General features: G+C 52.8%; 21 protein-coding genes. 10 read left to right on the top strand and 11 right to left on the bottom strand.

The features are described from left to right. Positions 1-38: 38 nt before the first annotated feature. Together JW499_RS07605 and JW499_RS07600 are read right to left on the bottom strand one after the other, a co-directional pair. Entirely contained in the window at positions 39-1,265 is a 1,227-nt protein-coding gene (locus tag JW499_RS07605) for an argininosuccinate synthase (RefSeq protein ID WP_091357461.1), read from the bottom strand. 144 nt (positions 1,266-1,409) lie between these two features. After that, the gene (locus JW499_RS07600) at positions 1,410-2,342 is read right to left on the bottom strand and encodes an OmpA family protein (RefSeq protein WP_332874416.1); all 933 of its coding nucleotides are present in this window, start codon (positions 2,340-2,342) and stop codon (positions 1,410-1,412) included. A gap of 148 nt (positions 2,343-2,490) precedes the next feature. Between JW499_RS07600 and rnt the strand changes: the two genes are divergently transcribed. The 3 genes from rnt to JW499_RS07585 all read left to right on the top strand — a co-directional run bounded on the left by rnt (position 2,491) and on the right by JW499_RS07585 (position 5,310). Then, entirely contained in the window at positions 2,491-3,117 is a 627-nt protein-coding gene (gene rnt / locus JW499_RS07595) for a ribonuclease T (protein WP_205210123.1), read from the top strand. A gap of 170 nt (positions 3,118-3,287) precedes the next feature. Then, positions 3,288-3,716, top strand: a complete 429-nt coding sequence (locus tag JW499_RS07590; protein WP_205210132.1) for a hypothetical protein — start codon at positions 3,288-3,290, stop codon at positions 3,714-3,716. A gap of 67 nt (positions 3,717-3,783) precedes the next feature. Next, entirely contained in the window at positions 3,784-5,310 is a 1,527-nt protein-coding gene (locus JW499_RS07585; RefSeq protein WP_205210038.1) for an Lcl domain-containing protein, read from the top strand. Here the strand turns inward: JW499_RS07585 and JW499_RS07580 are convergent, their stop codons facing one another. Continuing rightward, positions 5,311-5,994 carry a response regulator gene (locus tag JW499_RS07580; protein WP_332874023.1) on the bottom strand — a complete coding sequence of 228 codons (684 nt, stop codon included), beginning with the start codon at positions 5,992-5,994 and terminating at the stop codon, positions 5,311-5,313. It lies immediately after the preceding gene. Between the two features lie 61 nt (positions 5,995-6,055). After that, complete coding sequence (locus JW499_RS07575) at positions 6,056-7,498, bottom strand: ATP-binding protein (RefSeq protein ID WP_205210036.1); 1,443 nt, start codon at positions 7,496-7,498, stop codon at positions 6,056-6,058. 134 nt (positions 7,499-7,632) lie between these two features. Between JW499_RS07575 and JW499_RS07570 the strand changes: the two genes are divergently transcribed. Continuing rightward, positions 7,633-8,289 carry a GGDEF domain-containing protein gene (locus JW499_RS07570; RefSeq protein WP_205210035.1) on the top strand — a complete coding sequence of 219 codons (657 nt, stop codon included), beginning with the start codon at positions 7,633-7,635 and terminating at the stop codon, positions 8,287-8,289. 54 nt (positions 8,290-8,343) lie between these two features. On the opposite strand, the gene JW499_RS07565 is transcribed toward JW499_RS07570, so the two are convergent. Together JW499_RS07565 and grxD are read right to left on the bottom strand one after the other, a co-directional pair. Further along, entirely contained in the window at positions 8,344-8,946 is a 603-nt protein-coding gene (locus JW499_RS07565; protein WP_205210034.1) for a peroxiredoxin, read from the bottom strand. Between the two features lie 192 nt (positions 8,947-9,138). Then, positions 9,139-9,474, bottom strand: a complete 336-nt coding sequence (gene grxD / locus JW499_RS07560) for a Grx4 family monothiol glutaredoxin (protein WP_091357483.1) — start codon at positions 9,472-9,474, stop codon at positions 9,139-9,141. A gap of 315 nt (positions 9,475-9,789) precedes the next feature. Here grxD and JW499_RS07555 point away from each other — a divergent pair, with 315 nt between their 5' ends. The 4 genes from JW499_RS07555 to JW499_RS07540 all read left to right on the top strand — a co-directional run bounded on the left by JW499_RS07555 (position 9,790) and on the right by JW499_RS07540 (position 13,423). Continuing rightward, complete coding sequence (locus JW499_RS07555; RefSeq protein WP_205210033.1) at positions 9,790-10,974, top strand: aspartate aminotransferase family protein; 1,185 nt, start codon at positions 9,790-9,792, stop codon at positions 10,972-10,974. Between the two features lie 42 nt (positions 10,975-11,016). Then, on the top strand, positions 11,017-11,934 hold the full coding sequence (gene argF, locus JW499_RS07550) for an ornithine carbamoyltransferase (protein WP_205210032.1): 918 nt from the start codon (positions 11,017-11,019) through the stop codon (positions 11,932-11,934). Between the two features lie 125 nt (positions 11,935-12,059). Further along, positions 12,060-12,974, top strand: a complete 915-nt coding sequence (locus JW499_RS07545; RefSeq protein WP_205210031.1) for a LysR family transcriptional regulator — start codon at positions 12,060-12,062, stop codon at positions 12,972-12,974. Then, positions 12,974-13,423 carry a DUF6942 family protein gene (locus JW499_RS07540; protein WP_205210030.1) on the top strand — a complete coding sequence of 150 codons (450 nt, stop codon included), beginning with the start codon at positions 12,974-12,976 and terminating at the stop codon, positions 13,421-13,423. Before JW499_RS07545 ends, JW499_RS07540 begins: the two co-directional genes overlap by 1 nt. Positions 13,424-13,430: 7 nt before the next feature. Here JW499_RS07540 and JW499_RS07535 read toward each other — a convergent pair whose 3' ends face one another. After that, positions 13,431-13,775 (bottom strand): carboxymuconolactone decarboxylase family protein, encoded by a 345-nt coding sequence (locus JW499_RS07535; protein WP_332874022.1) that lies wholly within the window; start codon positions 13,773-13,775, stop codon positions 13,431-13,433. A 233-nt stretch (positions 13,776-14,008) separates the two neighbouring features. Between JW499_RS07535 and JW499_RS07530 the strand changes: the two genes are divergently transcribed. Together JW499_RS07530 and JW499_RS07525 are read left to right on the top strand one after the other, a co-directional pair. Continuing rightward, complete coding sequence (locus JW499_RS07530; protein ID WP_091357498.1) at positions 14,009-15,361, top strand: class II 3-deoxy-7-phosphoheptulonate synthase; 1,353 nt, start codon at positions 14,009-14,011, stop codon at positions 15,359-15,361. Further along, positions 15,361-15,687, top strand: coding sequence for a YqcC family protein (locus JW499_RS07525; RefSeq protein WP_205210027.1), 327 nt, complete (start codon positions 15,361-15,363; stop codon positions 15,685-15,687). Before JW499_RS07530 ends, JW499_RS07525 begins: the two co-directional genes overlap by 1 nt. Positions 15,688-15,714: 27 nt before the next feature. Here the strand turns inward: JW499_RS07525 and JW499_RS07520 are convergent, their stop codons facing one another. From JW499_RS07520 to JW499_RS07505, 4 genes are read right to left on the bottom strand one after another with little or no spacing between them, the layout of a single operon-like run. Continuing rightward, positions 15,715-16,116, bottom strand: coding sequence for a CBS domain-containing protein (locus JW499_RS07520; protein ID WP_205210026.1), 402 nt, complete (start codon positions 16,114-16,116; stop codon positions 15,715-15,717). After that, positions 16,113-16,463: a P-II family nitrogen regulator gene (locus JW499_RS07515; protein WP_205210025.1), complete on the bottom strand. Its 351-nt coding sequence runs from the start codon at positions 16,461-16,463 to the stop codon at positions 16,113-16,115. The genes JW499_RS07520 and JW499_RS07515 overlap by 4 nt, the downstream gene beginning before the upstream one ends. A gap of 9 nt (positions 16,464-16,472) precedes the next feature. Beyond that, positions 16,473-17,279, bottom strand: coding sequence for a DUF1538 domain-containing protein (locus tag JW499_RS07510; RefSeq protein WP_205210024.1), 807 nt, complete (start codon positions 17,277-17,279; stop codon positions 16,473-16,475). Further along, positions 17,279-17,980, bottom strand: coding sequence for a DUF1538 family protein (locus tag JW499_RS07505; RefSeq protein WP_205210122.1), 702 nt, complete (start codon positions 17,978-17,980; stop codon positions 17,279-17,281). The genes JW499_RS07510 and JW499_RS07505 overlap by 1 nt, the downstream gene beginning before the upstream one ends. Positions 17,981-18,142: the final 162 nt, after the last annotated feature.

Raw genomic sequence — 18,142 nt, 5'->3', positions numbered from 1 at the left:
ATATGGGTACATACCGGGGCTTTTTACAGTTTTCAGAATCAACCGTTGAGCAGATCACGTCCTTTACTGGCCGCAATACGCATACGCAGCGCATTCAGCTTAATAAAACCAGCCGCATCTTTCTGATCGTAAGAGCCTGCATCATCCTCAAAAGTTGCAATACTCTCGTCGAAAAGACTGTTTTCGGAACGACGACCAACAACAATAACATTGCCTTTGTAAAGTTTAAGGCGAACATCACCGTTTACATTACGCTGCGAGAAGTCAATCATCTGCTGCATCATTTTCCGCTCTTCTGACCACCAGAAGCCGTTGTAGATAGTCTTGGCATAACGGGGCATCAGCTCATCTTTCAGATGGGCAACTTCACGGTCCAGAGTAATCGATTCGATCGCCCGGTGCGCCCGCAGCATAATCGTGCCCCCCGGGGTTTCATAACAACCACGGGACTTCATACCAACAAAACGGTTTTCAACGATATCCAGACGGCCCACGCCGTTTTCGCCACCCACCTTGTTCAGGTATTCAAGCACGGTTGCCGGGCTCATCGGCTTGCCATCGATAGCAACGATATCACCCTTCTCGTAGGTCAGCTCCAGATAGGTTGGCTGATCCGGTGCTTCCTCTGGGGAAACAGACCAGCGCCACATATCGGCTTCAGCTTCAGCCCATGGGTCTTCCAGAATGTCACCCTCATAGGAGATGTGCAGCAGGTTGGCATCCATAGAGTAGGGAGATTTCTTCTTATTGCTGGAGAAATCAACCGGGATATTGTGCTCTTTACAGTAGTTCATCAGGGTTTCGCGGGAAGTCAGATCCCACTCACGCCATGGCGCAATAACCTTCACGCCTGGTTTCAGGGCATATGCCCCCAGCTCAAACCGCACCTGATCATTACCTTTACCGGTTGCACCGTGGGAGATCGCATCAGCACCGGTTTCATTGGCGATTTCGATCAGACGTTTAGCGATCAGCGGACGGGCGATAGAGGTACCCAGCAGGTACTCACCTTCATAAATAGTATTGGCACGGAACATCGGAAAAACGAAATCACGCACAAACTCTTCGCGCAGATCTTCGATGTAGATCTCTTTGACGCCCAGCGCTTCGGCTTTGGCACGAGCCGGTTCAACCTCTTCACCCTGACCCAGGTCAGCCGTAAAGGTTACCACTTCACAATTATAAGTTTCCTGTAACCAACGCACGATTACAGATGTATCAAGGCCGCCGGAATAGGCCAGCACAACCTTTTTAATGTCGGACATAGAGAGGCTCCAAACGCAAAATCAGCCCGTAGAGAGCACCATAGTCTCTACCGGATACCTAAAATAGGAAAGGGCGCAATTGTATCACGATTACGCCAGAGTAACAGGGGGGTAAACGCTACCCTCACTCTGTAGCGGTCAGGGTTAATTACGGTCTAAACGGATAGTTACCCGGCGACTACGCTCACGGGTCAGGCGATCATTTTTCTGTGCCACAGGGTAACGTTCACCATGATAGCGGGTGGTTATTCGCTCAGGGCTGACACCCTTCTTCTCCAGATAAGCGGTCACCGCTTCCGCCCGTTTCTTCGACAGATCCCGGTTAGCCAACCGGCGCCCCTGTGAATCGGAGTGACCGTCAACATAGATCGACTTCACTGAATCATCGTTGTTGACGTAGATCGCAATCAGATCAAGACGCGCTTTGGTGGAGTCCGACAACTGCCACTGAGCAGAGGGGAACAGAACAGCCGTTCTGGCGATCTGCCGGTAATTCACCGGCAGCAGGTCGGAGATGCAGTCAGCATAGGCCTGGTAAGCCGGCGGAAAGTTAGCCGCAGAGAGACCGATACGCACCGTTTCTCCGGTTTCCGCCCAGTTCTGCGCCAGAAAGGTCGGCATCCGTCCGCGAAACAAACTCGCCAGCATCTGTTGAGAATAACTGGTCGGTACCGGGATAGTACCATCGGCGGCAAACTTAACCTGCCCAATCTCGCGGGTAGCAATACCCGGTTGCCATGGCGAAGCCCCTTCCATTATCTGTACCTGCCCTTTCAGACCATGCCCCTGCAGTGGCTTGAGGGTAAAACGCACCGTCTCTCCGGCTTCCTGATTAAACTCCCCCTCACCAAACAGCGGGATCTTCTGGGACAGGCGACAACTGAATTTTGACGCTTCCAGATCCCAGCGGGATTGTTCAATGGATGCTGAATAGCCTACCGCGAAGCCCGGAATCGAAACAGTTAATAAAAGCAACAGTACAACGATACGCATAAACGACCGGAATCCAAGTAAAATTGAGGAGCGTGCCAGTCTCCCTGTATCGGCACAGGCCAGAAAACCTTTAGATTCTACCACGTTGCCAGTCTCACACAGAAACCGTACAGAGTTATTTGTGAAAACCAGAGCAACTCTTTACACTTAAGCCCGGTTAATTACAAATCTGGCTGTCTGAATCAGCCATTAAGGATATGCATTGAACAGAAGCGCTCAGTACCAGCACCCGATGTCAAACCGTTTCCGGGGCTATCTTCCCGTTGTGATCGACGTGGAAACCGCCGGCTTTAATGCTCAGACAGACGCTTTACTGGAGATCGCAGCCGTCACGCTGACCATGGACGATGACGGCAATCTGATGATCGATCAGAGCTATGAATTCAACGTCGAGCCTTTTGAGGGAGCCAATCTTGAGAAATCGGCCCTCGACTTTACCGGCATCGACCCCTTTAACCCACTGAGGGGCGCGATCCCTGAAGAGGAAGCGCTGGAAAAAATCTTCAAGCCCATCCGTAAAGCGGTAAAATCGCATAACTGCAAACGCGCTATACTGGTTGGCCACAACGCCTCTTTCGATCACGGTTTTGTTAGCGCCGCCGTCAACCGCTGCGATATCAAGCGCAACCCTTTTCACCCCTTCTCAACCTTTGACACTGCCACCCTGGCGGGATTAGCGGTGGGCCATACGGTTCTGGCCCGGGCCTGTGATCTGGCCGGGATTGATTTCGATGGTCATCAGGCTCACTCGGCACTCTATGACACAACGAAAACCGCAGAACTGTTCTGCACTATCGTCAACCGTTGGAAAGAGCTGGGCGGCTGGCAGATGGTCAACGATATCTACGAACAGGAATAACAGACCGCTTCAGGCTGTGTGTATCACCCCCAGCCTGAAGCTCCTTTTGCCTGAGCCTCTCATCTTCACATTTTCTCCTTTTTTCCCCCATATTCGCTCCACTTTGTCCGCTTAAACTTTTCCCGAAGCTTACGAAATTCACTCGCTTTCGATTCAGAGGGGAACCGACTATGGCATATTCGCTTATTATCATCTGCGCCCTGGCGCTCATTACCCTGACCATTCTCTACCGTGTAAAAGCCAGCGCCAATGCGCCCCAGAGCCGGCCGACCGCCCTGAACATGCCTCAGAAAGCGGAAAAAACAACAGCGTTTCGCGGCAAGCTACTGATTCCGGAAGCAGATTGCTGCATGGCTGCGCACGCCCTGAGCAAGATTACATTCAGCCTGCAGGATCAGGTTCGCCTCCCTCTGGCCGCCTGTGACAAAACCACCTGCCTTTGTGACATCAAACTGATTCACAACCGCAGGACTGGCGAGCGCAGAGTCCGTGAAGACCGCAGGACGGAGATACGCTTTGCTCCCGGGCACCCTGACCGACGGCAACAGCAGGGACGTCGCAAAGAGGATATTATCTGGAGCGGTGGCTATGCCGGTTGATCTGGCATAACAGCCTGCTAACCCTATAAAATACTTTCTCTGATTTAAAACAAGAATGATATTCATCATGATATTGATAGCGCAAAGAACAACACGACCTGTACTGACCCTGATCGCAGCCCTGCTCCCGGTTCTGAGCCAGGCGGACTCTGTCACCCGAATACCCGATACCGGTCAGAATCGCTGCTACAATGACTCCCGCGCGATTCAATGCCCTGAAGCGGGTACTGAGTTCTTCGGCCAGGATGCGCAATACGCCGGTAATGCTCCGGCTTATAGCGATAATCATGATGGTACAGTGACCGATCTGAATACCGGGCTGATCTGGTCAAAAGCTGTTTCCTCGCACAAGCTCAGTCTGACTGAAGCGCAAGAGGAGGCTAGGAAGATGCATCTCGCGGGCTTTACTGACTGGCGGGTTCCCAACATTAAAGAGCTCTACTCGCTGATCGATTTTCGCGGTTACACCGGTTTCTCCGGTCGGAAAACATCCGGTATTGAGGAGACCATTCCGGCCAATGCGGTACCGTTTATCAATACCGATTACTTTGACTTTCTCTACGGCGCAGCGGATGAGCGCTATATTGATGCCCAATGGTTAACCCGAACCCGCTACACCTCAACCACCATGGACAACATGGACACCCTGTTTGGAGTGAATTTTGCCGATGGTCGCATCAAGGGTTATGGCTATCAGCCCGCCGGCACCCAGCACCCCCGAAAACGCTTTTATGTTCGTTATGTTCGGGGCCAGGCGTATGGTGACAACAACTTTGTCGATAACGGTAACAACACCATCACCGATATCAGCACAGGGCTGACCTGGGCAAAGACCGATAGTGGCAGGGGGATGACCTGGAAAGAGGCCCTTAAGTATGCTGCCCAGCTCAACCTGGGCGGTCATTCCGACTGGCGGCTGCCTAATGCCAAAGAGCTGCAATATATTGTTGATTACAACCGGGCACCGGACAGTACCGGCACCGCGGCGATCGATCCGCTATTTGAATCAACCCCGATAACCAATGAGAAGGGAGAGAGGGATTATCCGGCATACTGGACCTCAACCACCCATCTGGATGGACCGCGACCGGGAGATCATGCAGCTTATATTTCGTTTGGCCGCGCCATGGGCCAGATACACAATGAAATTATGGATGTCCACGGTGCAGGGGCACAACGCAGCGACCCGAAAACAGGCCAGGCTGAGATGGGCCAGGGCCCGCAGGGAGACGCTGTCAGAGTATACAACTATGTCCGGGTGGTACGGGGCGGCAGCGCCACTCAAACTCAGCCCTCAACTCAGATCAGCAGAAACCGCTACCCCTATAATATCAATCTGAATAACTTCAGCGTGCAGGCCAGTATTGATTCTGCCCGGCAGATGCAAAACGATCGTCAGCCACCACCCCTATCTGATCAGGATTTTTCCAGTCACTTTGTTAAACGACTGGACCACGATCACGATAACCGGGTATCCCGACAGGAGTTCGACGGCCCACCGGACCGTTTTGACGTCCATGACAAAAACCATGATGGCTATCTCTCTGCAGATGAAGCCCCGCCACCTCCGCCAATGTTGCGACGAAGGCAGTAATCATCCCGGAATCTCTAACTTATAGCCCACACCATATACCGACTGGATAACCTCCTGATCCGGAAGCTGGGCTTCGAGTTTCTTGCGCAGGTTCTTAATATGGGTATCGATGGTGCGATCACTGACAACCCGTTGATCATCGTAGAGGTTGTCCAGCAGATGCCCACGGGCAAATACCCGTCCGGGCTGCGCCATAAAGGTATTAAGAAGCCGGAATTCAACCGGCGTGAGATCCAGATTAGTCCCGTTAACGGTTGCTTTAAACGCGTCTTCATCGAGCGTTATCCCCGTTAATTGCGCCATGCTTCCGGCTACCTGCCCTCCGGCTCTCCTCAGCACCGAGCGCACCCGCGCGACCACCTCCCGCGGACTGTAAGGCTTACAGACATAGTCGTCTGCGCCTAATTCCAGTCCTAGCAGGCGATCGATCTCCTCCACCCGCGCGGTGGTCATAATGATAGGAACCTGGGAAAACTGTCGCACCTCCCGACAGATCGCCATACCATCTTTGCCGGGTAACATCAGATCCAGCAGCAACAACGCCGGATTATGCTGGCGAACCCACTCCACCGCACTGCCCCCCTCATAGAGGATATCGACGTCATAGTCAGCCATCAGCAGATAATCCCGCAGCAGCTCTGCTAAACCCGTCTCATCTTCAACAATAAGAATATGCTGTTTCACTTCAAACCTTCCTGTGATTAATGCATCAGCCCCGGTGTCAGGGCGAGGTCCCCAACCCGTTTCAGGGTTCATCTGCCAGCGGAATCACCACCTCAACCGCCAGCCCGCCCAGCTCAGACACCGCAGCAGAGATCTCCCCCTGATGAGCGTCAACGATGTTACGGCAGATCGCCAACCCCAGCCCGGCCCCACCGCTGGCCCGGTTCCTCGACTCATCCACCCGGTAAAAGCGATCAAATAAGCGCTCCAGCATCTGCGTATCGACCGTCGGCGCACTATCCTCGACTCTGATCACAGCTTTACCCGACACACTGCTGACGGAAACAACGGTCTGCCCCCCCGCATCGGTATAACGACGACTATTTTTCAGCAGATTATCCATCACCTGTCTCAGCCTGCGGGGATCCCCCAATACCGTGAGAGACTCTGGCACGGTCAGCGTCAGACTGAGCTGGCATTGACTAAACGAGTGTTCGGCTGCGGCAACCGCGCCATGCAGAGTATCAGCCAGGTTAAACAGCTGTTTTTTATAGCTCAGTGCACCAGCATCGGTCAGTGCCAGATCATACAGATCATCAACCAGGTGACTCAACTGCATATTCGCGTCATGCAGCTTACCGAGCTGAGGCTGGTCGACCGGACGAATACCGTCCTGCATCGCTTCAATTTCACCGCGCAGAAGCGCCAGCGGGGTTCGTAGCTCATGGGAGATATCCGCCATGCCCCGGCGCCGCAACAACTCATTGCGCTGCAGTGCCTCGGCCAGCATATTAAAATCCTGAGCCAACTGCCCCAGCTCATCTCTGGAATGGATATCAAGGCGGATATCAAACTCGCCTTTTGCCAGCACATGGGCCCCCCGGGCGACCTCCTTGACGGGACGCAACAGCGAACGCCCCATCGGTACCCCTACCAGCAGCGCTAACAGTAATGCTCCCAGCCCAATCGGATAAATAGCATTTAACTGTTCATCTCTAAACGCTTTATCAAGTCGGGAGGCCGGAACCGCCTGAGGCGTCAGGCTCAACCACCCAATCAGCTCACCATCCAGCTCCACGGGACGAACAACAGCCCGACCGCTGGTGTCAGGCGGTCCGATCAGACGCTGCTTATCAGCATTCAACAATCGTAAGCGGGTACTGATACCGGTTTTATCACCCGGTGCGAGCAGGGCAGGTCTGGCAGTATAAGGCTGCGGTGCCCGGGAGGATGACGCTGCTGCAACTACAGCATCGCCGTCGCTCTCTGAGGCATCACTGCTGCTCGGCATAAAGGTCATCCACAGACGATGATTGCCTTCGATGAAATCCCAGTTGCCCTCCCGGCGATATGCGTTAACGAGATCCTCAACCGTCTGATCCAGACGCCCCATTTCGATTTCCGAAAGGTATTCATCAAACCCTTTCTGAAAGCTCAGACGCATCGCCACAGCCATCGCGGCCACCAGCAGAACGCTGGCTGCCAGCAAGACCAGCACCATTTTACCTGTAATTCCTATTCGCATTGGCAGAGTATGATCCGATGTAAATGACGAAGCCAGAGCGGGGAGCAATCTTCACATTTTTTCCACATTTTTCACAATGTTCCTCCTTTTTTGATCACTAGACTACCCATATCAAGAAGTTTTGGGAGACAACCATGTTACTGGCAGCGCAAATTACAGATCTTGCTCTTCTGATTCACACATTGCTGAACAAAGGCAAATTCGGTGGTGGGGATAGTCTGGATAACCTGAAACAACAAAACAGACAGCTTATCGCTGAAAACGAGGCGTTGAAACACGCGCTCGAGAGTGAAAAAAACCGCGCCTGCCGGGATAGCCTTACCGGAATTGCAAATCGACGCGCCTATGAGCAGCGCCTTGAAGCGGAGATCAATCACAGCAACCGTAGTGACAGACCGTTCTCTTTATTGGTGTGGGATATCGATAACTTCAAGCAGATCAATGACCGGTTTGGCCATCAGATTGGCGATCAGATCCTGATTGCCTGCGCGCAAGAACTGCATAATCAGGTACGCAGCTGCGACTTCACTGCCCGCTTTGGGGGTGAAGAGTTTGTCTCCGTCATTCCGGACTGCCCGCTGAGTCAGGCCTGCAACATTGCGGAAAGCCTGCGGAGCAGGATCGCCGAGCTAGCCATCGCCACCAGCCGGGGGGTTATCCATGTCACCCTCTCCTGCGGGATCGCTGAATTTACCCCCAACAGTGATGCAGATGAGTTATTTAACCGCGCGGACCGGGCGCTCTACCATGCTAAAAAACACGGCAAGAACCGCATAAGCAGCATGGGCTGAAACAAAAAAAACGCGCCCGGGGCGCGTTTTTCTTAGCTTATAACGGTGACACGCTTACAGCTTGTCAGCGTTCTCGCTCAGGTAGGCTGCTACACCGGCAGGAGATGCGTCCATACCTTTGTCGCCTTCGTTCCAGCCAGCCGGACATACTTCACCGTGAGTCTGGTGGAATGCCAGAGCATCAACCATACGCAGCATTTCGTCGACGTTACGACCCAGTGGCAGATCGTTAACCACCTGGTGACGTACCAGACCATCTTCGTCGATCAGGAAAGAACCACGGAAAGCAACGCCACCTTCAGACTCAACATCGTAAGACTTACAGATGCTGTGAGTCATATCGGCAACCAGCGTGTAGTTAACCGGGCCGATACCGCCTTCGTTAACCGGGGTGTTACGCCAAGCGTTGTGAGAGAAGTGAGAGTCGATAGAAACACCGATCACTTCAACGTTACGCTTTTTGAACTCTTCAATACGGTGATCAAAAGCCAGCAGTTCAGATGGACAAACAAATGTGAAATCAAGTGGGTAGAAGAACACGACAGCCTTCTTACCTTTAGTCGCTTCAGACAGGGTGAAAGCATCAACAATATCACCGTTACCCAGAACCGCTGGTGCGGTGAAATCAGGAGCCTGCTTACCTACTAATACGCCCATTTTTTATCTCCATTGTTAAGTAAAGCGTTAAACGATTGTGCAAACAGCACGTTGTACACAAGATGTAATAAGTGCTGATAGCTTAATTGCAGTCACTTTATAACACTAATTAAAGTCAACTATGCAACCGATAAACTTCATCTATCAGAGCCTTTCAGAGAGAAATATTCATCTGACTAAAACGGATCTCTGTCAGCCTTCCGCTGAATCATCAGCAACAGCAACAGAATCGATCAGCTCTTTCAGCTCTCCGCTGGCGGCCATCTCAGCGATGATGTCACAACCACCGATCAGCTCACCTTTAATCCACAGCTGTGGGAAGGTTGGCCAGTTTGCATATTTTGGCAGTTCTGCACGAATTTCAGGACTCTCCAAAATGTTAACAAACGCAAAACGAGCGCCGCAGGACATCACTGCTTCAGAAGCACGGGAAGAGAAACCGCACTGAGGAAAACGTGGCGTACCCTTCATATATAAGAGGATATCGTTGGATTCAATTTGCTCTTTTATCGTGTCTATAACGCTCATAAATCTACCTATACTTTAACGGGTCGCCAGAGCTCTGGCATTAATCTTTATTGATGAAGAAATCCTAGCATAAACCCGATTAGTTTACTCGGGTATAGCGCGAAAAAAAATCAGCTTTAATCCTCGCGACTATAATAAACTCTGATTAGAAAAACTGCATTTGAAACTATATGGGGTCAACTATACTGGATCTCAAGTTCTATGCAGCATCTTGCTTATTCTAAGGCAAGTACATAGAATGGCTGGTTTTCCGTTCGGCAGCCTGATTATCGCTGCCGTTTTGCGTTACATAGAGGGACTAACAGAGGGACTTAGATGTCTACACAGCCCGTTATGAATACTTACTCGCGCCTTTCCGTCGCATTTGACCACGGACAGGGCTGCTGGCTGTTTGATACAGATGGCAACAAATATCTGGATGCTCTCAGCGGTATTGCTGTATGCGGTCTCGGCCATGCTCATCCTGCTGTCACTACAGCGATCAGTGAGCAGGCCAGTCAACTGATCCACACTTCTAACCTGTACACCATCACCAACCAGGAGCGTCTGGCGGAACGTCTGACCCAGATATCCGGTATGGATAACGTATTCTTTGGTAATTCAGGAGCTGAAGCGAATGAAGCCGCTATCAAAATAGCGCGCAAATTCGGCCATACCAAGGGGATTGAAAAACCCACCATCATCGTGATGGAAGGTTCATTCCACGGTCGCACCATGGCCACTCTGAGTGCCACCGGCAACCGTTCGGCTCAGGCAGGCTTTGAACCTCTGGTCGGAGGCTTTGTCCGTGCCCCCTATAATGATGTTGACGCGGTCAAAAACATTATCAGTAACAACGCAGATGTCGTGGCTATCCTGGTCGAACCTATTCAGGGCGAAGGCGGCATTATCATTCCGGCGGAGAATTATCTGAATCAGCTGCGGGATATCTGCGATGCTCATGATATGTTACTGATGCTGGATGAAGTCCAGACCGGTAACGGCCGTACCGGCACCTATTTCTCCTATCAGCAGAACGGTATCCTGCCGGACGTCGTCACCACCGCTAAAGGTCTTGGGAATGGTGTACCTATAGGTGCCTGCCTCGCCAGCGGCAAAGCGGCGACTGTGTTCGGGCCGGGTAACCATGGTTCAACCTACGGTGGCAATCCACTCTGCTGTGCCGCTGCGCTGGCCGTTGTAAATACCATTACTGAAGAGAAGCTGGATCAGCGTGCAGCGGAGCTGGGCAACAAGATTGCCGATGGCTTTCGTGCTCAGATCGGTGGAGCTGCCTATGTCAAAGAGATTCGCAACAAAGGTCTGATGCTGGCAATAGAGCTGACCGAAGCCGGTACAGAACTGGCGGTGCTGTCTAAGGTTAAGGGTGTACTCCTTAATGTGACCGGCGGTGGTAAGGTTGTGCGCATGCTGCCCCCGCTGATTATGAGCGATACTGAAGCGGAGCTGCTGGTCAACACCGTGTCCCGTATCATTAAAGTCTATATGGCTGACGAATAACTGAATCTGAGCTAAGGCCTGACCTGTCCGGCCTTCTTAATTATGACAACAAGACATTTTCTGACACTGCTGGACCTGACACCGGATGAGCTGAACACGCTGATCAGGCGTGCTATTGAACTGAAACAGATACGTAACAACGGCGAGATCTACGAACCGCTGTCAAACCAGGTAATGGCGATGATCTTTGAAAAATCATCAACCCGTACCCGGGTCTCTTTTGAGGCGGGTATGGCGCATCTGGGTGGACACGCTCTGTTTCTTTCCTCACGGGACACTCAACTGGGCCGTGGTGAGCCGATCGAGGACAGTGCCCGGGTTATCTCCAGCATGTGCGATGTTGTTATGATCCGCACTTTTGAGCACGAGACAGTCACGACGTTTGCCCAGCACTCCCGGGTACCGGTGATCAACGCACTGACCGATGATTACCACCCCTGCCAGTTGCTGGCGGATATGCAGACCTTCCTGGAACACCGCGGTGATATCAAAGGGAAAACCGTCAGTTGGATCGGCGATGGCAACAATATGTGCAACTCCTATATTAATGCCGCCCGCCAGTTCGATTTTAAGCTGCAGGTGGCCTGCCCGGAAGGATTTGACCCGAATGCCGATCTGCTGGCGGCCAACGGTGACCGGGTTTCGATCTTCCGTACCCCTGAAGAAGCGGTACATGGCAGTCATCTGGTGGTTACCGATGTGTGGGCCTCTATGGGCCAGGAAGATGAGCAGAAAGAGCGCGAAAGAGAGTTCAGAGGTTATCAGGTAACGCCTCAACTCATGGATCTTGCCGAACCCGATGCGATATTTATGCACTGTTTGCCTGCTCACCGGGGCGAAGAGGTCAGCGCGGAGATGATGGACGACCCTCGTTCTGTTGTGTTTGACGAAGCTGAAAACCGTTTACACGCTCAAAAAGCGCTGCTGGAGTTTCTGCTGGTTAAACCTAAAGCCCGCTAGCAGCCTTGCAGATCGCTGGAAAGCCCAGGCCCGCCCTCTGCGGGCCTTATATCATACAAAGATGCCGCATGAGTTAAATTCATACTATACTCTGGTTCACAGAATAAAAATTGAGGCATTCCAGCATGATCGAACTTCGACACCTGAAAACTCTTTCTGCGCTAAGAGATTCAGGCAGTTTAGTTGAAGCTGCCGAACGTATCCATCTGACCCAATCCGCCCTCTCCCATCAGATCAAAGACCTCGAAGACCGCCTCGACTGCTCACTGTTTATTCGCAAAACCAAGCCGATCTGTTTCACCAGCGCAGGCCAGAGAATCCTGACCCTGGCCGATGAAGTACTGCCGATGATCCGTAACGCGGAGCGAGATATCGCAAGACTGGCCGGTGGGGAAGCGGGACGCCTGAATATCTGCATCGAGTGTCACAGCTGCTTTGACTGGCTGATGCCAACCATCGACCACTTTCGCCAGAACTGGCCCGAAGTGGAGATGGATCTGACCACCGGCTTCAGCTTTCAGCCTCTACCTGCACTGGCTCGGGGTGATATCGATCTGGTGGTCACTGCCGACCCGGAAGAGCGTACGGGGATAGCCTATATACCGCTATTTACCTACGAATCGGTGCTGGCCATGAGTAAGCAGCATCAGTTGGTAGCGCGCCGGGCGATTCAGCCGCAGGATCTGGAGCATCAAACCCTGATTACCTACCCGGTTGAACAACATCGCCTGGATGTTTTCAAACACTTCCTGGACCCTGCTGGCATTGAGCCAGAAGAGGTGCGCACCTCAGAGCTGACGGTGATGATTATGCAGTTAGTCGCCAGTGGCCGCGGAGTATCCGCGTTGCCTAACTGGGCTATCCACCAGTATATTGAACAGGAATATATCACTTCCCGTCCACTGGGCGAAAAAGGGGTCTGGTGCACCCTTTACGCAGCGATTCGGGAAGATCAGAAAGATTCAGACTTTATGGTGGATTTCCTTAACACCGCCAAAGAGATCACCTTCCGTAATCTGAGTGGTATTAAATCTGCCTGATGCGTGCACTCGGAGACACAGAAAGCGCCACTACCCTGCTCTATCTGCCAACACCGCCCATCATTGATACCGGGACCCCTCTTAGCTACTCGCGACTATGTGAGTTAAACGGCAATCACTGGCGTAAAATACTGATTATTCTGGCCAAACTGCAAACCACTGAATCAACATGGCGTGACTATCGCGACGAGCAGTTGCTGAGGCAACACGAGGCGATCGTTTTCGGCGATCAGTTGCTCACCGGGCATCAGTTGCATATTGTTGCCGGCAAAGCCAGCTGGCTGCGGCTGGGATTAGATCTGCAACACTTTACGCCGATGGAAGCGAGTGGCAGATTATTCCGGCAAGAGAATATTATTCTCACCCCCTACCCGGATTACCGGCAGTTTCCCAACGCCCTGATTGATCAGTTAAGACCGGTTATTCAGGCATTCAGATCCGGGGGATAAGATAAGATCAGCCCTGCCACTCATCCAGCACCTCCTGAGCAGCCCGGAACGCCTCCTGAGCGGCAGGCGCACCACAATAGACAACGGAGTGTAGCAACACCTCCTGAATCTCCTGTGGGGTACAACCATTATTCAGCGCACCACGGACATGGCCTTTCAGTTCCGCGGGCGCTTTCAGTGCCGCCAGCATCGCAATGGTCACCAGACTGCGGGTTGAACGTGGCAATCCCGGCCGCTGCCAGGTTGATCCCCAGGCATGCTCATTAATCCACTCCTGTAAGGGAGCGGTCAGCTCTGTTGTATTAGCCTGGGCACGGGCGACAAATGTTTCACCCATGACCTCAGTGCGCACCTTCAATCCGTTTTGCTTATCCTGCTCTGACATAAGATCACTATCAACCCGGTTATTTTTATAGAACTTTTCCTGAACCTATATTAAACACTATTGTGCCAGATATCCCGGTCACAGCGACGAATAACGGCTATTTCAACCTACAGGCCTTACCTGAACCGACGAACAACGTTAAACTATCCCTCTTTTATTGAAGCCCTAAAAATAGCCTCCTTTCAACTCGGTATGTATTGATGGAAAACTGGTCTCCAGACAGCTGGAAAAACAACCCTATTCTACAGCAACCTGAATACCCGGATAGCGAAGCGGTCCGCCAGGTGGAAACAGAACTGGCAAAGATGCCACCGCTGGTATTTGCCGGTGAAGTACGCTCCCTGCATCAACAGCTGGCTGACGTGACAGCCGGCAAAGCCTTCCTGTTACAGGGTGGAGATTGCGCTGAAAGCTTTGCCGAGTTCAGTGCCACCAATATCCGTGACACCTTCAAAGTACTGCTACAGATGGCGGTAGTGATGACCTTTGCCGGCAGCTGCCCGGTGGTTAAGGTTGCCCGCATCGCGGGTCAGTATGCCAAACCCCGCTCCGCGGGCACTGAAGTGATTGATGGCGTTGAGCTGCCCAGTTACCGTGGAGATATCATTAACGACATCTCCTTTGAAGCTGCGGCTCGTCAACCAGACCCTCAGCGACTGATCCGCGCTTACCATCAGGCTACTTCGACACTCAACCTGATGCGCGCCTTTGCACAGGGCGGTTTTGCCGATCTGCATAAGGTTCATCAGTGGAATCAGGGCTTTGTGCAACAGAGTCCGTTGGGCGAAAAGTATCAGCATCTGGCTGATCAGATCGACGACACCCTGGCCTTTATGGAAGCCTGCGGTATCAGCAGTGACAGCGTTCCTCAACTGAGGGAAACCACGGTTTACACCTCCCACGAGGCGCTGCTGCTCAATTATGAACAAGCCCTGACCCGTCAGGACAGTCTGACCAATCGCTGGTATGACTGTTCTGCACATATGCTCTGGATCGGCGACCGGACCCGGCAGCTGGACGGTGCGCATATCGAGTTTCTGCGTGGGGTTGAAAACCCGGTCGGAGTCAAAGTGGGCCCAAGCATGAAACCGGATGAGCTGATCAGACTGATCGACGCCCTCAACCCGGATAATCAGCCAGGCCGGCTGACCCTGATCAGCCGTATGGGCGCTGACAATATCACCGAGATCCTGCCTGAACTGGTGCGCAGGGTGAAAGCGGAGGGACGTGAGGTGGTCTGGAGTTCAGACCCGATGCACGGTAATACCATCAAAGCCAGCAGCGGCTACAAGACCCGCAGCGTCAACAGCATTCTGAAAGAGATGAAGGGCTTCTTTGAAGTCCATCGCGCCGAAGGCACCTATGCCGGCGGGGTACACTTTGAGATGACCGGTCAGAATGTGACGGAGTGTGTCGGCGGCGCTTACCAGATTACTGAAGAGGGTCTGGCAGACCGTTATCACACCCATTGTGATCCCCGTCTGAATGCCGATCAGGCGCTGGAACTGGCGTTCCTGATTGCCGATACCCTGAAGCAGGCTCGCCAGCGTTAATGCAGCACTATGCAGAACTGGAGCAGCTGTTAGTCAGGATAGAAGCGGAGATGCGGGCCTGGTCACTCTGGTCCGCGACACCGCCGGCGGATTCAGCACTGCAAAGCTGGCAACCGTTCTGCATCGATACCCTGAGCTTCTGGCAGTGGGTGCAGTGGATCATGGTGCCACGCTTGCGGCAGATGATGGCCCGGCAACAGCCACTTCCCCAGAGCAGTGATATGACACCGATGGCGGCAGAAGCCGTCACCGCCAGCGGTATAAAAAGCAGTAAGCTGATCGACTACTTCACTGCACTCGACCAGCTTCTCTCGACCCGTCACTAGCCGTTGGTATTACCTGCGACCGCAGATTCAGTCGGTCAGCAGGCCATCCAGTACGATCTGGTTATAACCAACCACACCTACCACTTCACCACTCTTCAGTACCGGCGCCATCGCCAGGCCAAAATTATCAAACAAGCGGGCGCAGTAACGTACATCCATCTGCGGATCGACACCGATTACCGGCTTGGTCATCACCTCATAAACATTGATCCGTTCCGGCGCTCTATCCTGCGCCAGAACCTTCTTGGCAATATCAGAAAGCAGCAGAATACCGTACTCATCATCATCGTGGCGCTTATTCACCAACAGCGCCGTCACCTGCCTGGCTTTGTATATCTCAATCGCGGCTTTAATAGTGATCAGGCCATCGACCATAGCAAAATCATTGGTCATTACATCCTGCACCCGGATTACTTTGCGCTCTCTCATAGCTCATCCTCGACGACATTTGTCAGGGTTTGAATCTGGTGGGCCACGCCCACAGCATCCTCCACATCCAGCTGAATCGCGATGCCCTGGCCGGGTTTATCGTCAAAATCAGCCACTTCGGAAATAGTTTCCAGTATTTTCCGGCTCAGATGCTCCTCAACAATGAACAGCAACACATCCCGCTGGGTTTCCAGAGACAGACCAAAAAAGGTCTTCGTTTTCGTTACCCCTTCACCGCGGGCATTATTAATCACCGTGGCACCCGTTGCCCCCGCCTCACGGGCAGCCTTCATCACCTGATCGGTTTTGGAATCTTCAACAAATACTAATAACAGCTTGAAGTGCATAGCCCCGTCCTATTCCTGTTTAACCATCTTTGCACGTTCCCGGCGACACCTGTCACGGCGGGCAACCATTTCTGTTATCTGCGCATAACCCATCACCGTTATCATCGGAAACAGGCTGGCAAATGCGATCAGGCCAAAACCATCAATCAAAGCGCTGCGCCCGGGGACAGTACTGGCCAGCCCCAGCCCCAGCGCTGCCACCAGCGGCACAGTCACGGTTGAGGTGGTCACCCCGCCGGAATCATAGGCCAGCGGGACGATCAGCTTGGGCGCAAAAAACGTCTGAATGACGACAACAATATAACCGCTGATAATAAACCAGTGGATCGGATAACCGGTGACAATCCGCCAGGTCCCCAGGCTGATACCGATAGCAACCCCCAGGGCGACCGCAAGACGCAGCCCCCACACACCGATTGCACCGCCCGACACCTCATTGGCCTTAATCGCCACCGCAATCAGCGAAGGCTCGGCAATGGTCGTACTGGCGCCGATGGCAAAAGCAAAAATATACACCCAGTAATAATCGGACCAGTGCAGGGCCTCTCCGGTGGTCGCCACCGTGCCACGGATAAACGCCGGATCGGTAAGCTGTTGCGCCATCAGCTCACCGATGGGAAACAGTGCTTTATCCAGACCAAGTAAAAACAGCGCTAACCCCACGATCACATAGATAAAACCGAACAGTACCCGTTTCAGGTGGGGGATGGGGCGACGAATCACCAGCAGTTGAAAGCCAAAGACAATAGCGATAATCGGCAACACATCCCTGATGGTGGCCAGCAAGATTGACAACAGCTGCGTCAGGGTCTCCATCAGACCACCATTCCATATGCCATGACGAAGATCATCGGAGTCAGAGAGGCAAACGCAATCAGACCAAAGCCATCGATCATCGGGTTACGCCCTTCAATCGCAGAGGCCAGCCCAACACCTAATGCCGTCACCAGGGGAACAGTAATCGTCGAGGTGGTCACACCGCCCGAGTCATAAGCAATGCCAATAATTTCACGGGGAGCAAAGCCGGTCATGATTACCACCAGCACATAACCAATAGCGATCATATAGTGGATCGGCCAGCCCTTCAGAATCCGGATAACCCCCACCACAATTGCCAGACCGACAGAAAATGCCACGGTATAGCGTAATCCTGAAGCGTAACCGGACCTGGCCGAATCGGTGGATTCAATCATACCGCCTTCTGCGGCAACGCTGGCCGCTTCGGCAGCAACTGCGATCAGCGCCGGTTCGGCCACGGTGGTGCCAAACCCCAACGAGAACGAAAATAGCAGCAACCAGAACAAACTGCCCTTACGGGCGAAAGCGTTCGCCAGCACCTGACCAATGGGGAATAAGCCCATCTCCAGACCGTAGATGAAAAAGGTCAGGCCCGCCACCACACACAACAGTCCGGTCAGCAGGCCCACCAGATCCGGCACCGGTTGCTGCAACACCACCAGTTGAAAGAACGCGATCACCAGGACGATCGGTAAAAGATCACGTAAACTTCCAGCCATTGAACGCCCGAGGGCGATAAACACATTACTCAATTGCGCTCCCTTATAACCGACAGATCCTATTCGTAACACCGACCTGGTGCTGTATCACCAGGTAGTACGGAACAGAAAACGCTTACCCGCCATCCGATCATATAAAAATTAACCGTTAAGCTACAGCAC

Source organism: Amphritea pacifica (genome assembly GCF_016924145.1).
Taxonomy (GTDB): Bacteria; Pseudomonadota; Gammaproteobacteria; order Pseudomonadales; family Balneatricaceae; genus Amphritea; species Amphritea pacifica.
Note: the sequence above shows the minus strand (reverse complement) of the source record. Positions and strands in the feature narration are given on the sequence as shown.